16 protein-coding genes are annotated in these 13006 nt (G+C 66.0%); 11 read left to right on the forward strand and 5 right to left on the reverse strand.

Annotated features, from left to right (window positions below; all coding sequences use genetic code 11):
- Nucleotides 1–49: 49 nt before the first annotated feature.
- From ACIGJB_RS22270 to ACIGJB_RS22305, 8 genes are read left to right on the forward strand one after another with little or no spacing between them, the layout of a single operon-like run.
- A complete protein-coding gene (locus ACIGJB_RS22270; RefSeq protein ID WP_483734448.1) occupies nucleotides 50–418 on the forward strand; it encodes a hypothetical protein in 369 nt (122 codons plus the stop codon).
- A gap of 15 nt (nucleotides 419–433) precedes the next feature.
- The gene (locus ACIGJB_RS22275) at nucleotides 434–943 is read left to right on the forward strand and encodes a nuclear transport factor 2 family protein (RefSeq protein WP_483734449.1); all 510 of its coding nucleotides are present in this window, start codon (nucleotides 434–436) and stop codon (nucleotides 941–943) included.
- A complete protein-coding gene (locus tag ACIGJB_RS22280) occupies nucleotides 940–2082 on the forward strand; it encodes an amidase (protein WP_483734450.1) in 1143 nt (380 codons plus the stop codon). Before ACIGJB_RS22275 ends, ACIGJB_RS22280 begins: the two co-directional genes overlap by 4 nt.
- 17 nt (nucleotides 2083–2099) lie before the next feature.
- The gene (locus tag ACIGJB_RS22285; protein ID WP_483734451.1) at nucleotides 2100–3389 is read left to right on the forward strand and encodes an aromatic ring-hydroxylating oxygenase subunit alpha; all 1290 of its coding nucleotides are present in this window, start codon (nucleotides 2100–2102) and stop codon (nucleotides 3387–3389) included.
- The gene (locus ACIGJB_RS22290; protein ID WP_483734452.1) at nucleotides 3382–3882 is read left to right on the forward strand and encodes an aromatic-ring-hydroxylating dioxygenase subunit beta; all 501 of its coding nucleotides are present in this window, start codon (nucleotides 3382–3384) and stop codon (nucleotides 3880–3882) included. Before ACIGJB_RS22285 ends, ACIGJB_RS22290 begins: the two co-directional genes overlap by 8 nt.
- A gap of 6 nt (nucleotides 3883–3888) precedes the next feature.
- Nucleotides 3889–4632, forward strand: a complete 744-nt coding sequence (locus tag ACIGJB_RS22295) for an SDR family NAD(P)-dependent oxidoreductase (protein ID WP_483734453.1) — start codon at nucleotides 3889–3891, stop codon at nucleotides 4630–4632.
- A gap of 51 nt (nucleotides 4633–4683) precedes the next feature.
- Nucleotides 4684–5637 carry a PDR/VanB family oxidoreductase gene (locus ACIGJB_RS22300; RefSeq protein ID WP_483734454.1) on the forward strand — a complete coding sequence of 318 codons (954 nt, stop codon included), beginning with the start codon at nucleotides 4684–4686 and terminating at the stop codon, nucleotides 5635–5637.
- A 51-nt stretch (nucleotides 5638–5688) separates the two neighbouring features.
- On the forward strand, nucleotides 5689–6609 hold the full coding sequence (locus ACIGJB_RS22305; protein ID WP_483734455.1) for a dioxygenase family protein: 921 nt from the start codon (nucleotides 5689–5691) through the stop codon (nucleotides 6607–6609).
- A gap of 54 nt (nucleotides 6610–6663) precedes the next feature.
- On the opposite strand, the gene ACIGJB_RS22310 is transcribed toward ACIGJB_RS22305, so the two are convergent.
- The 3 genes from ACIGJB_RS22310 to ACIGJB_RS22320 all read right to left on the reverse strand — a co-directional run bounded on the left by ACIGJB_RS22310 (nucleotide 6664) and on the right by ACIGJB_RS22320 (nucleotide 8243).
- Nucleotides 6664–6822, reverse strand: coding sequence for a hypothetical protein (locus ACIGJB_RS22310; protein ID WP_483711618.1), 159 nt, complete (start codon nucleotides 6820–6822; stop codon nucleotides 6664–6666).
- A 253-nt stretch (nucleotides 6823–7075) separates the two neighbouring features.
- The gene (locus ACIGJB_RS22315) at nucleotides 7076–7573 is read right to left on the reverse strand and encodes a hypothetical protein (RefSeq protein WP_483734456.1); all 498 of its coding nucleotides are present in this window, start codon (nucleotides 7571–7573) and stop codon (nucleotides 7076–7078) included.
- A 205-nt stretch (nucleotides 7574–7778) separates the two neighbouring features.
- A complete protein-coding gene (locus tag ACIGJB_RS22320) occupies nucleotides 7779–8243 on the reverse strand; it encodes a fumarate hydratase (RefSeq protein ID WP_483734457.1) in 465 nt (154 codons plus the stop codon).
- A gap of 402 nt (nucleotides 8244–8645) precedes the next feature.
- Between ACIGJB_RS22320 and ACIGJB_RS22325 the strand changes: the two genes are divergently transcribed.
- From ACIGJB_RS22325 to ACIGJB_RS22335, 3 genes are all read left to right on the forward strand, one after another.
- Nucleotides 8646–9110 carry a DNA-binding response regulator gene (locus ACIGJB_RS22325; protein ID WP_483734458.1) on the forward strand — a complete coding sequence of 155 codons (465 nt, stop codon included), beginning with the start codon at nucleotides 8646–8648 and terminating at the stop codon, nucleotides 9108–9110.
- Nucleotides 9111–9174: 64 nt separating this feature from the next.
- The gene (locus tag ACIGJB_RS22330) at nucleotides 9175–9300 is read left to right on the forward strand and encodes a hypothetical protein (RefSeq protein ID WP_483734459.1); all 126 of its coding nucleotides are present in this window, start codon (nucleotides 9175–9177) and stop codon (nucleotides 9298–9300) included.
- A 143-nt stretch (nucleotides 9301–9443) separates the two neighbouring features.
- Complete coding sequence (locus ACIGJB_RS22335; protein WP_483734460.1) at nucleotides 9444–10985, forward strand: argininosuccinate lyase; 1542 nt, start codon at nucleotides 9444–9446, stop codon at nucleotides 10983–10985.
- 12 nt (nucleotides 10986–10997) lie between these two features.
- Here ACIGJB_RS22335 and ACIGJB_RS22340 read toward each other — a convergent pair whose 3' ends face one another.
- The gene (locus ACIGJB_RS22340; RefSeq protein ID WP_483734461.1) at nucleotides 10998–11654 is read right to left on the reverse strand and encodes an acetyltransferase; all 657 of its coding nucleotides are present in this window, start codon (nucleotides 11652–11654) and stop codon (nucleotides 10998–11000) included.
- A 137-nt stretch (nucleotides 11655–11791) separates the two neighbouring features.
- Nucleotides 11792–12952 carry a cellulose synthase complex periplasmic endoglucanase BcsZ gene (bcsZ, locus tag ACIGJB_RS22345; RefSeq protein WP_483734462.1) on the reverse strand — a complete coding sequence of 387 codons (1161 nt, stop codon included), beginning with the start codon at nucleotides 12950–12952 and terminating at the stop codon, nucleotides 11792–11794.
- Nucleotides 12953–13006 lie beyond the last annotated feature (54 nt).

The raw sequence follows: 13006 nt of genomic DNA on the forward strand, positions 1-13006 counted from the left end.
CCACCTTGCACCAGCCTCCACACCGAACCTGATACCGACCGGAGCCAATATGTCGCAACCCGCCCAAAGCCCCCTGCGCGTCCTTTTCTGCATCGGCATCACGCAGAACTTCTTCGACCTGCCGACCGGCCAGGGCATTGAAGTGTGGAAGGGATTCAGCGCCATGATGAAGTCGATGGGCGCCATGCCCGGCGTCTCCGTCCTCGGCGCCATCGATGACGACCGCCTGATGGTCGGGCCTTCCACGGCGTCGCCGTGGACCGTGTACATCATGGCCGACGTGAAGGACTACGACACCGTCGTCGCGGCCTGCAACCTGTTCCGCACCACACCGGTCGGCGAGCACAGCCTGTGGCGCTACGCCAAGATCGAGGCGCGCGTCGGCCGCGCACTAGAGATTCCGGCCGAAGCCGCCTGACGCGAGCCTGACGCCATGACCAACGCACAGAACCCCGCAAGCGTCGCCGACCTCGGCCGGCGCCTGGCGGCCCTCGAAGCCGAAAGCGCGGCACGGCGCACGCTGTCCCGCTACATGTCGCTGTGCGACGTGCCGGCGCCGGCCGATGCCGGTGATGGCGAACTGCCGACCCTCTTCACCGAGGACGCCGTGTGGGAAGGCGTCGGCGCGGCGTACGCGTCGGGCTTCGGCCGCCATGCCGGCCCCGCCGCCATCGGCGCGTTCCTGCGCAGGTACCTGCCGCCCGTCGCGCATTTCGAGCGCAACGTGCATGGCCTGACCAGCGAGGCGCTGGTCGCGGATGGCAGCGTGGTGCGCGGCCACTGGATCATGCAGCAACTGTCGGTCTATGTCGGCGGCAAGACAGAATTGATCTCGGCGCGGCTGGCGGTCGAATTCGTCATTGACAATGACGGCGCCGCACGCATGCGGCATTTCCAGACGGAGCGGCTGTCGTGCCAGACGCTCGCGGAGGCAGGGATATGACCGCCTTTGTCTCCCGCTTTCGCCTGGGGGGCGACGGTCCTGCCATCGCCATCAAGGATTCGATCGATATCGCGGGCTACCCGACCGTCGCCGGCAGCCGGGCACTGAGCAACGCTGCACCGGCCGCCGCGCACGCGGACGTGGTTGGCCGCCTCGTCGAGGCCGGCTGGTCGATCGTCGGCAAGACTACGATGCACGAACTCGCGTTCGGCATCTCGGGCATCAATGATTTCGCCGGCACGCCGGTCAACCCGCAAGCGCCCGACCGCATTCCGGGTGGCTCGTCCAGCGGCTCCGCCGCCGCGGTCGCGTCGGGCGAAGTCCATATCGCGCTGGGCACCGACACCGGCGGCTCCATCCGCATGCCGGCGGCGTGCTGTGGCGTGGCCGGAATGAAGCCGACCTTCGGCCGCGTCAGCCGCCGTGGCGCGCATCCCGCAGAGTCATCGCTCGATTGCGTCGGCCCGTTCGCGGATTCGATCGAAGGCATCGTCGCCGCGATGGCGGTGATCGCGCCGGACTTCGACGCCGCGCAGGCACGCAATAGCGGCCAGCCGTTCCGTATCGGCCTGCTCGAAGAGGTGCAGGCCGATGCCGCCATCCTCGATGCCATCGCCAGCGCCTTGCGCCAGGCCGGCTTCGACATCCAGCCGGTGCGCCTCGATGGCATGGTCGCGGCCTACCAGGCCGGCATGCAGGTCATCAACGCCGAGACCTGGGCCGCCTGCGGCCACCTGACCGGCGCGGGCGCACTCCAGCCTGACGTCGAACAGCGCCTGCGGGCCGCCAGTGCCGTCAGCCGCGACGATGTCGCGCAAGCGGAAGGCGTGCGCCGCGCCTTCACTTCGCAGGTCGATGCCGTGCTCGGCAAGGTGGACGCCATCGTGCTGCCCACCCTGCCCGAACTGCCGCCGACGCTCGCGGCAGTCCGCGCCGGCGTGTCGATCCTGGGCCTGACATCGCTGGTCCGCCCCTTCAACCTGAGCGGCCATCCCGCGCTCACGCTGCCCGTGCCCGTCGCCGGCGCCGCCATCAAGGCCGGTCTGCAACTGGTGGGCCGCAAGGGCGCGGACGAGACGCTCTGCGCCATCGCATCCCGGATCGAGCGCGCCTTGACTGACCCTGTCGCCTCCCAATGACCCCACGGAGAACTAGCATGTGTTCCCACGACAACTACCAGCCGGTGACGTTCACGGCCAAGCCCGGGCAACTAGTGCAGGACGACCGCGTCGACGGTTCGATGTACTACGAGCCGTCGCTGTTTGAAACCGAGCTCGAACGCATTTTCTACAAGACCTGGGTCTGGGTCGCGCACGAAAGCGAGATCCGCAACCCGGGCGACTTCCGGACCACGAAGATCGGCCGCCAGCCCGTCATCGTCGTGCGCGACAAGACCGGCCAGATCCGCGTGCTGGAAAACCGCTGCCGCCATCGCGGCGCCACCTTGTGCGAGAAGAGCAAGGGCAACGCCACCGGCTTCACCTGCCCGTACCACAGCTGGTCCTATGCCCTGGACGGCAAGCTGCGCGCCCTGCCCTACCCGGATGGCTACGAGGACATTCTCGACAAGTCCGAGCTGCCGCTGCGCGCGCTGCGCGTGGACAGTTACGCCGGCATGGTGTTCGCCAGCTTCAACCAGGACGTGGAGCCGCTGGGCGACTTCCTCGGCGAAGCGAAGCACTGGATCGACCTGTTCATGAAACAGGGCGCGGGCTTCCCGGTCAAGACGCAGGGCGAGCACAAGTTCAGCTTCCGCGGTAACTGGAAGATCCAGCTCGAGAACACCACCGACGGCTATCACTTCCCGATCGTGCACAAGTCGTGGATGTCGTCGGTCGATGAAGAGACCTCCGAGATGCTGTCGTTCATGACCGACGAAAAGGCCGTCACGCACGCGCTCGGCAACGGCCACAGCGTGATGGTGATGGTGCCCGAACACGTCGACCTGGACCAGGACGACGGCACCGAGCCGCTGCAGGAACGCTTCGCCCACATCACCGAGGCGCTGTCAAAGGAGATGCCGCCCGAGCAGGTCCGCCGCATCGTCCGCTCGCTGCATGGCGCGGGCTTCAACCTGAACCTGTTCCCCAACGTGGCGATGTCGATGGCCTTCTTCCGCGTGCTGCATCCGGTGTCGGCCACCGAGACCGAGATCCGCCATGTCGCGCTCGGCATGGATGGCGGCCCCGAGATCGCCAACCGAGAGCGCCTGCGCATCCATGAGCATTTCCAGGGCCCGCTCGGCTTTGGCAGCCCGGACGATGCCGAAGCCTGGGAGCGCGTGCAACGCGGCTCGTACGCCGGCAAGAACGTGCCGATCCTGGTCAACCGCGGCCTGAACCGCGAAATCGTCGCCGCGAACGGCGACAAGGTCTCGCATGCCACCGACGAAGGCGGCATGCGCGAAGCCTATCGGATGTGGAAAAGGATGATGAGCGATGAATAATGCCAACGAACTGAACCGGGTCGCGCCCTCGCTGCAACAGGCCACCGAGTTCATCTGGCGCGAGGCCGAGCTGCTTGACCGCAAGGACTACCCGCAGTGGTCCGGCTTGTGGAGCGACAGCGGCCACTACGTGATCCCCATCGATCCGGACACGACCGATTTCGAAGCCGCGCTGAACTACGCCTACGACGATGCCCGCATGCGCGCCATGCGCATCGAGCGCCTGACATCGGGCCACGCCGTCTCGGCCGTGGATGCGGCGCGCACGGTGCGCACCGTGTCGCGCTTCACCGAGGTGTCGAGCGGGGCCAATGTCATCGAGGTCCGCTCCGCGCAGATCCTGGTCGCCTACAAGCGCGAGCGCCACACGCTGTTCGCCGCCGACCTCACCCACCGCCTGCGCTTCACGCAGGCCGGCATCCGCCTGGAACAGAAGGTGGTGCGCCTGATCAACTCGACCGACAGCCTCAGCGCTCTCGGCTTCCTGCTCTAAGGAGACGTGATGAGGCGAGTTGCCCTGATCACTGGCGGCGCACGCGGCCTGGGCGAAGTCATCGCCCGCCGCATGCACGCGGCCGGCTACCGGGTCGCCATCGGCGACCGCAATGCGCGGGACGCCGGCGCCGTGGCGGATTCACTAGACCCCACCGGCGACACCGCCATGGCGCTCGCCCTCGATGTGACCGACAAGGCCGCGTTCGAGTCGGCCAGGGCCGCGCTGGAGGAGCGCTGGGGCGGCACCGACGTGCTGGTCAACAACGCCGGCAAGTCGCAGGTGTCAGCGCTGATGGACATCAGCCCGGAGGAGTTCGACCAGGTGGTGGCCATCAACCTGCGCGGCACCTTCGCCGGCTCGCAGGTGTTCGGCGCGCACTTCGCCGCGCGGGGCTTCGGACGCATCGTCAACATCGGCTCGCTGGCCGGCCAGAACGGCGGCACGGCGACCGGCGCGCACTACGCGGCGGCCAAGGGCGGAGTGGGCGTGCTGACCAAGATCTTCGCGCGCGAACTCGCGCCGCAGGGGGTCACGGTGAACTGCGTGTCGCCCGGCCCGCTCGACCTGCCCGTCGTCCACGAGACCGTTCCGCGCGAGCGCCTGGAGGCGATCTGCAAGTCGATCCCGGTCCAGCGGCTGGGCTCGCCGGAGTGCGTGGCGGACATGGTGCTGTTGCTGGCGTCCGACTCCGCGGGCGCCATCACGGGCGCCAACTGGGATGCGAACGGCGGCCTGCTGATGCGGTAAGCCGTTGCGCGTCGCCATCTGAATCAAGGTAGTCGTTTTGGAAGGGTAGCCATGTTGAAAGTCAGAGTCGAAAAGGTTGTGGAAGAGGCGGTCGGCATTCGTTCGTTCCGTCTCGTGCCCTGTGATGGCGCGGCGCTCGCCCCTTATGAGCCCGGTGCCCACGTGGACGTGCTGGGCCCGACCGGCGTCACGCGCCAGTATTCCCTGTGCAGCCCGCCCGACGATGCGTCCGGCTACCTGATCGCAGTCAAGCGGGAGGATGCCTCGCGTGGCGGCTCCGCGGCCCTGCATGACAACGTGCAGGAAGGCGCCGAACTGGCCATCAGCGCGCCGCGCAATCTGTTCAGCCTCGCGCCGCAGGCCAGCGCATTCCTGCTGTTCGCCGCCGGCATCGGCATCACGCCGCTGCTGAGCATGGCCTACAAGCTCAACCGCGAGGGCAGCCCCTATCACCTGCATTACTTCGCCCGCTCGCGCGAGCACGCCGCGTTCCTGCGGCTGCTGGAGTCCGCGCCGTTCGAAGGCAAGGTGACGCTGCACCTCGGCGTGGAGCGCGAAGCGCTCGGGCAAGTGCTGGGCGACTGCATGGCGGGTGCCGGCGCGGGCGCGCTGGCCTATACCTGCGGCCCGTCCGCCTTTATGGCGCGCGTGGTCGAGGAAGGCGAGCGCGTGCTGGGCCCCGACACCGTGCACCTGGAGCACTTCCAGGCCGACCCGTCCGCGGCCAGCCTGCCCGCTGGCGCCTTCGAGGCCGAGCTGGCGCAGAGCGGCAAGGTCATCGTCGTCCGGGAAGGTACCACGCTGGTCGACGCGCTGATCGCGGCCGGCTGCGAGATCGACACCGAATGCCGCGAAGGCATCTGCGGTACTTGCGTGGTGCCCGTGCTCGACGGCGAGCCGGATCACCGCGACAACTGCCTCTCGAAGAAAGAGAAAGCTTCGAACAAGCAGATCTGTGCCTGCGTCTCGCGTGCGCGCACGGCCCGGATCGTACTGGACCTGTAGTAACCATCCCCACTGCCCCTCGCGGGCACAACACAACAAGGAGACAAAGCCATGGCTGAAATGAGTGCCGCCCTGCTGCTTGAACGGGTCAACAGCCGCCGCCTCGGCGACGACGGCGATGAGCGCGTGCGCGCCATCACCGCCCGGATCGTCGGCGACCTGTTCCGCACCATCGACGAATTCGACGTCCAGCCGGACGAGTTCTGGAACGCCGTCAAATGGCTGACCCGCCTGGGGCAGGCCGACATGATCGGCCTCATCACCGCCGGCCTCGGCTTCGACCGCCTGCTCGACATTCGTCTGGACGAAGCCGACCAGGCCGCCGAACGCGCCGCCGGCACGCCGCGCGCGATCGAAGGTCCGCTTTATGTGCCCGGCGCGCCGCTGTCGGAGAAGGAAGTCCGCCTGGACGCCGGCAATGAAGACAAGGGCGCCCCGTTTGTCATGGAAGGCCGGGTGCTCGACACCGAAGGCCGTCCGGTGCCGCATGCCACGGTCGACGTCTGGCACTGCAACGAGTTCGGCCGCTACTCGCACTTCGACCCGTCGCAGCCCGATTACAACCTGCGCCGCCGCATCCAGGCCGATGATGCGGGTCGCTACCGTTTCCGCAGCTTCCTGCCGCCGGGCTATGCGATTCCGCCGGGCAGTCCCGTGTCCGAGCTGTTTGCACTGCTGGGCCGCCACGGCAACCGCCCGGCGCACATCCACTTCCTGGTTTCGGGCAAAGGCAAACGCGCGCTGACCACGCAGGTCAATATCCCCGGCGACACCTTCCTCGACGACGATTTCGCTTTCGCCACGCGCGACGGGCTCGTGGTGGCACTGCAGCCCGTGCAGGATGCGGCCGGCTATGAATCGCTGGGCCTGAGCGGTCCGTTTACCCGCGTGCAGTTCGACTTTCGCCTGCAGGACGCCGCCAGCGACCGGGAATCGATCGCGGCCAGCCGGTACGCAACCGGACTGGGCTGATGCTTGATCGGGGGGAGATGGCCGCCTGGCCCTCCCCTTTGCGATGGCCACGGCTTACAGCAATAGCCGGTACATCAGCTGGCTCGCGGCCTGCATGAGCCGGCTGCCGATGTCGGAAATCGTGGATTCAAAGCCCAACACGGTGATCAGGCCGTAGAAGATCGCCCCCAGCAAGGCGAAGGACAGCACGCTGGTCTTGACGTTTTCGCTCACGACGCCTCTCGCAAATTGCCGTATCGGGTCAGAATCCCCCGGCATAGCCGCAGCGAGCAGCAGCGTTTCTTATTATCTGGACCCGTCAGGTTCTTTATATAACGGCTGGCCTGCGAGCATGGGGCCATTGCGTGTGGCATCGCGCACACAATGCGATGGGAGGTGTGCGGGCCCGCCCCGAAGATCTGCCGGGGCAGCGGATTGTGGGCGGTAAGCGAATCGCCCCAATGGACTTCCGGGCCTGCGAAAGGTCTCAGGCCACCCGGCCGAAGCCATCCGCTGCCCAGCGTGCAGCGCGCTCGCGTGTCAGCCGGAAGTCAGGCGCGACCTTGACGGTGGCGACGACCTCGCCAAAGGCGTCGACGGCCGTGAGCGTGCCGTAAGGCTCGAACTCGTCAGGCGTAACAACCAGCCTGATTGTCAGCGTGCCCGATTCGGTTTCGATATGGCACTGCTTGTTGAGCTGCGCGTGCAGCTGCTGCTCGTGCCGGCGGATGACTTCCGATGCGGTCTTCACCAGCGTCTGGTGGGCGGTGGCATCGAGCGGCTTCGGATCGACCTTGTTGCGCCCCATGGTCCACGGACCGACCAGGGCGGGTTCGGCGCTGCCGTCGCGGATCATCTCGACCGCCCAGCCATCGCCATCCTCGTTCTTGATCACCCGGGCCGTCCAGCCCTTGTCTCGCCAGAGCCGAGGCTCGTGAATGGCGGAGGATTCGTCCTCGGGAAGCGTGTCGTCGGTATCTTGCATCCGTCTTGTCGCGCGGGACGCGGAAAGATTTTTCAGTCTTGCATCGCCCGGCGGCGTGGGAAACGCGTTTGGGCGATACAGCGTAAAGCAGATTGAGCCAGGGGGTTCGATGCACGGCCCCGCGGTACAGGGACCTGGACGGTGACCGTGCGCCCTTCTGGCGTCAATGGGCCGGCAGGGAATAACTAGCCGGCCGAGGCAAGCATCAGGCCGAAGCCTGGGGCGTAACGGCGGCGGCCTTCGGCGCTGCCTTCTTCACGGCGGCACGCTTCGGTGCAGCAGGCTTTGCAGCGGCCTTCTTCGGCGCGGCTTTCGCGGCAGCCTTGGCGGGCGCGGCCTTCTTCGGCGCGGCCTTGGTGGCGGCGGTCTTGCGCGTTGCCTTGGCGGCGCCGGCGGTCTTTGCCTTCTTCGCCGCGAGCTTGTCCTTGGCGGCCTGCTTCTCGAAACGCAGCGCCGACTTGGCGGCTTCGGCTGCCTGGGCGACTTCGCGCTTGGCCGCTTCGATGGCCTTCTTCGTGTCGGCGCGCAGCTTCAGCAGGCGCTTCTTCGCCGCCACGGCTTCGCGTGCCAGCACGCTGGCCTTTTGCTTCGGTGCGGCGATCTTCTTCGCGGCAGGCTTGCTCTTGGCGACTGCGGCCTTCGGAGCGGCGGCTTTGGTTGCTACGACCATATTTATTACCCGTTGGTTGTGGAGCGCGGAGTATAACCGCTGGAACGCTCTGCCCTGAATTAGCTTTAACGGATAACGGATTCCGGAACGCCTCGCACACGCCCCGCAACCGGATTTTCTTCATCGGCAGCCGCTGTCATTTTTGTTTGCGGTGGACAAACGCGATGCGCTTGCGTAACGAGACCGCTTGCCCCAAGGAGCCGGGCGAAAAACGGGGAACGTGTTACGTTACACGTAACGTCCTGGCGGAGTCCCGCCATCCGAACCAGTTGCCGTTTTCGCGGAAGTTCGGCGAAGATCCCGCTGCCTCGGGCCACAAACGGCCCTTTCGACAAGCTGGCACGTCCGTTGCTGTTTCTCTTGTGGGCAAGCAGTGCTTCAAGAACGAAACAGGAAGGGACCATGGACAAGACGAACGCCAGTGCCGCCACGCCCGCGCTACCCGCCGAGCAAACACAACCGCAAGCATGGCCGTGTCGTGACATCGGCCGGGCGGTGGTCATCGACGACACTGCATTGTTCCGGCAGGGCATGCTCCAGACGCTGCAAAACATCAAAACGCTCGATGTGGTGGAGTCGCTCGATCCGGAGGACCTGCTCATGTTGGGCGCCTCCATGCGGGAGCCGGACCTTCTGGTCTTCGGCATCGCGGCGGATTTGCGAAGCAGCTTGCGCGTGCTCCGGAACATCAACGAAATGCTGGTGCCGAAGCGCCTGCTGATCCTGTCCGACAATATGTGGCTGCACGCGCCGGTTCATGCGCGGCCCGGCATCTCGCACGTATTGCCGAGGTCTGTCTCCCTTGCCACGTTCGAACAGGTGGCCTGCACCATGCTGGCAATCGAAGTCGATGAACTGATGGCCTGATCGGGCTCTGACGAACCTGACGTTTCACCGATCGCACGCACCTTCCTCTACGACGAGGCATCTCATGCAAAAGACGGTCTTTTCCACCGCGGCCCTGGCCAGCGACTATATGGCCTACCTGACGGTCCATCGCATTCAATACAAATTCTCGGCAATCTCCAGCCACGGTTTTGTCGTCATGGTCCACTGACGGGGATAAGCGCCTGGCGCCCGGGGGCCGTGGCAAGAGACAATAGGCGCTACCGACTATTACCCCAGAATACGTGCTACGTCATACCGTGGCCGGGATCTGATACGTCGAGGCCTTCAACCCCACAAGCCCCAGGACAAGCCATGCCCCTTACACGGTGGAAGCACAACGCCTCCCGCATCCTGAAGTCGTCCGGCTTCATCGCTGCTGCCGCGTCGATACATGCGTCGATACTCCCCCATGCCGCACTGGCCGCCGACAACGTTCGCCATGATGCCTTCTACTGGCTCGGCGAGATCAACAAGGCGTCCGCCGTCATCAATACCGACGAAGGCCTGCTGGACAAGTCGCTGGCGCCGAGAGTCGCCGGCGGGATTGCAACCGTGCTGGCCAACGGCGACAAGCCCGGCGGCAAGCGCCCGTCCACCGTGATCACGTTCGAGCCGCTGATGATCCAGGCGGCCGGCCAGGAAGTCACGCTGCTGCACGCCGGACGCTCCAGCCAGGACATGCTTGCCACGGTGCGCGCGGCGATGCTGCGCGAGAAAATGCTGGCGCTGGCCGATCAGCTGAACCAGACCTCCGCCACCATCGTCGGACTGGCCAGGAAGCATGCCGGCACCATCGTGCCCAACTACACCAATGGCGTGGCGGCGCAGCCGAACAGCTACGGGCATTACCTGCTGGGTATCACGGCGGGGCTGGACCGCGATGCCGAGCGCATCCGCGAAGCCTATCGCCGCATCGACCGCTCGCCGATGGGCACCACAGTGCTGAACGGCACCGGCTGGCCGCTGAATCGAACCAGGATGGCGGGCTACCTCGGATTTTCCGCGCTGGTCGACAATGCCTATGACGCGTCGCAGATCAGCGCCGTGGACCTGCCGGTCGAGGCGGCATCGATCGTGACCAGCATAGCGCTGCACGCCGGCAGCTTCGTCGAGGACGTCATGACGCAATACGCCCAGCCGCACCCCTGGATTCTCCTGCGCGAAGGTGGCGGCAATACCTACGTGTCGAGCGCGATGCCGCAGAAGCAGAATCCCGGGCTGCTGAATTCCACGCGAGAGCGCGCGTCGACCGCGCTGACACTGGCGATGGGGCCGGTCATGCGCGCGCACAACCTGCCGCCGGGCATGTCGGATGCCAAGGACGCCGTCGTCAACGGCGAGATGGTCGACAGCGCGATCCGCGTGTTGCAGGGCTGGGACAGGATCATGCAGGCCCTGGTCATCGACCCAAAGCGCGCGCTGGAGGAACTCGACAGCGACTGGACCGCATCGCAGGAACTGGCCGACGAACTCATGCGCAAGTACAAGCTCCCATTTCGCGTCGGGCACCATTTCGCCTCGGAACTCGTCGAGTACGCAAAGGCGCATGACATCCGGCCGAGCGCCTTCCCCTACGCCGAGGCGCGGCGCATCTACGCCGCGTCCGTGCGCGACTACAGCAGCAATACCGACTTCCCGATGAGAGAGACGGAATTTCGCGCGGCGCTGGATCCGGTCGCGATCGTCAACCACCGCGTGACGAGCGGCGGTCCGCAACCTGCGGAGATGGCACGCATGCTGAAGGAGGCAGACCAGCGGCTTGCCCAGCAGGAGGCCTGGATCAGAACCACGCGCGGCACCATCGATGCATCGCTGGCCCGGCTGGACCGGGACTTCAGCAAGCTGCTGAAGTAGGCGCGTCTCCCGTCACCCGAGATACCGATCGCCATGCTGGCGCAAGCGGACCACCCTGGCAGGAACGCCATATGCGACGGCCCGGCTTTCGATGTCCCTTGCGACCATCGCCCCAGCGCCGATGACGGCATCCTCTCCGATGGCGACGCCGTGGATCAGGCTGGCTCCCAATCCGATGGCGGCATAGGCGCCGATCCTGCATTCCCCCCCTGTGACGACCCCTGGCGCAAGGCTGACAAAATCGCCAAGTTCGCAGTCATGATCGATGGACGCCCGGGTGTTGATGATGCAATGGCCGCCGATGGTCGAGCAGGCGTTGATCACCACGCCCGCCATGACGACCGTGCCGGCGCCGATCACGGTATCCCTGCCGATAATGGCCGCGGGATGGATGGCAACGGCAAATGGGAGGTCGGGGCACAGCGCCTGCACGCGTTCCGCCACCTGGGCGCGCACGCTGTTGTCGCCAACGGCAATCAGCGCGCCATCGATCTGGTATGCCTTCACGAGTGACTCAAGCGAACCCTCATCGCCGATCACGCGATAACCCATTACGTCTCGGGGAGTCCCATCGATGAGGCCGACAATGCGGTGCTTTAACTGCTTTTCCACGACATCGATGATGGACTTGGCGTGTCCGCCCGAGCCGATGATGACAATGTTATTCACTGCGGCCTTCGTATCTTTCCAGTGCGGTACCGGAACCGCTGCTCAGTCAGGGGGCATCCTGGCCTGGCAGGTTCTGGCTACGGCACAATGCTTTGCCCCGGTCTCCCCGTCATGCTGCCGGCTTGTTCCCTTAATGGCTATCGGACGCCGAAGGTTGACACGCTGACGGGAAATGCGTTCCCCTGAAGAAAACCGCCCACGTCGAACCGGTATCGCTGCTGCGCCCACCCCGAGGCAAACAGCAGGAGATTCCTGTCGTAATAGCCAAGCGACGGCCACTGGCGCTCGATATCGCTTTCCATTTTTTGCCGCAGCCTGTCGGCGAGTTGCGCCTGTCCCGCGGCAACCAGGAACGGATAGACGGCGGCAGAGAATCCCGCCGGGCCCTCGCCGAACACTTCGCCCGTCTGCACGTTCACGTAGTGCGGCACCCGGCCGCTGGCGGCAAACGTCTTCGCCATGCCGCCGAGCGCGTTCAGCAGTTGCGCGGCGGACGGATCTGCCGGATTCAGCATGCCTGCCCAAAGGTATGTCCTGATGGCGTCATAGCCACCGGTCGGACCCTTGGATGGCTCGAACGAAAAGCCGGCGCCGTCCCTGAAACGGCACCAGTCCGGTGCGTAGCCGGCAGGAGCGCTTTGGGCCAGCAGCTTGGCCTGATTCGCGGCGACCGACTGCCAGGGGCCCTCGGGCTGGTGCGAGGCAAGACGGCGCAACAGCTGCACCGGGGCATAGCTCGGATTCAGCAGGTAGGTCCGCTCGTCCAGGCGGAATCCGCTTTTGCCCGGGATCAGGATAAAGCTGCCGTCAGCCAGGCGCGCCATGTCGCTGGACCGGATGGCGGCAAGCATTTCCGTGCCCAGTTGCCGGCATGCCGGGCGCTCCCACATGCGCCCCGCCTCAAGCAAGGTGTACGCCATCCAGAGTTCGGCGTCGGTCGCGGTATTGCTGTCGAGGGTGCCCCAGTTGCCGTCCTTGCGCTGCCCCCACAGCCATGCCGGCGGTTGCGCCCGGTCAGTCCAGAGGTGGTTCAGCGTCCAGTCCAGCAGCAGGTCGAAGCGAGCCTTGTCATTGGCGACCAGGGCAAAAAACAAGGCATAGGCCTGGCCCTCGGATGTCGTGCGGGCCTCGCGGGCGTGCTCGATGACGCGCCCGTCCGGACTGATGGCGTCGCTGGCATAGCGATCCCACAGCGCCCACGACGGCTGGGAGATGGCCCGCGCGAATCGAATGCGACACCCGATGGCCGCGGAAAATGCCAGGGTGCTCGCGATCCAGTGCCGCCGGCTGCGGTTCATGCACGGCCCTCCCCGGTGAGGTTGCCAGAATGTGGTGACACGATTCTGGCCGGG

This window comes from Cupriavidus sp. C2SS-8b (genome assembly GCF_057073745.1).

Bases quoted from the DNA above. Each gene is read 5' to 3' on its own strand.
- ACIGJB_RS22270 (WP_483734448.1), top strand. From the start codon at position 50: ATGTCGCAACCCGCCCAAAGCCCCCTGCGCGTCCTTTTCTGCATCGGC.
- ACIGJB_RS22275 (WP_483734449.1), top strand. From the start codon at position 434: ATGACCAACGCACAGAACCCCGCAAGCGTCGCCGACCTCGGCCGGCGC.
- ACIGJB_RS22280 (WP_483734450.1), top strand. From the start codon at position 940: ATGACCGCCTTTGTCTCCCGCTTTCGCCTGGGGGGCGACGGTCCTGCC.
- ACIGJB_RS22285 (WP_483734451.1), top strand. From the start codon at position 2,100: ATGTGTTCCCACGACAACTACCAGCCGGTGACGTTCACGGCCAAGCCC.
- ACIGJB_RS22290 (WP_483734452.1), top strand. From the start codon at position 3,382: ATGAATAATGCCAACGAACTGAACCGGGTCGCGCCCTCGCTGCAACAG.
- ACIGJB_RS22300 (WP_483734454.1), top strand. From the start codon at position 4,684: ATGTTGAAAGTCAGAGTCGAAAAGGTTGTGGAAGAGGCGGTCGGCATT.
- ACIGJB_RS22305 (WP_483734455.1), top strand. From the start codon at position 5,689: ATGGCTGAAATGAGTGCCGCCCTGCTGCTTGAACGGGTCAACAGCCGC.
- ACIGJB_RS22315 (WP_483734456.1), bottom strand. From the start codon at position 7,573: ATGCAAGATACCGACGACACGCTTCCCGAGGACGAATCCTCCGCCATT.
- ACIGJB_RS22320 (WP_483734457.1), bottom strand. From the start codon at position 8,243: ATGGTCGTAGCAACCAAAGCCGCCGCTCCGAAGGCCGCAGTCGCCAAG.
- ACIGJB_RS22325 (WP_483734458.1), top strand. From the start codon at position 8,646: ATGGACAAGACGAACGCCAGTGCCGCCACGCCCGCGCTACCCGCCGAG.
- ACIGJB_RS22330 (WP_483734459.1), top strand. From the start codon at position 9,175: ATGCAAAAGACGGTCTTTTCCACCGCGGCCCTGGCCAGCGACTATATG.
- ACIGJB_RS22335 (WP_483734460.1), top strand. From the start codon at position 9,444: ATGCCCCTTACACGGTGGAAGCACAACGCCTCCCGCATCCTGAAGTCG.
- bcsZ (WP_483734462.1), bottom strand. From the start codon at position 12,952: ATGAACCGCAGCCGGCGGCACTGGATCGCGAGCACCCTGGCATTTTCC.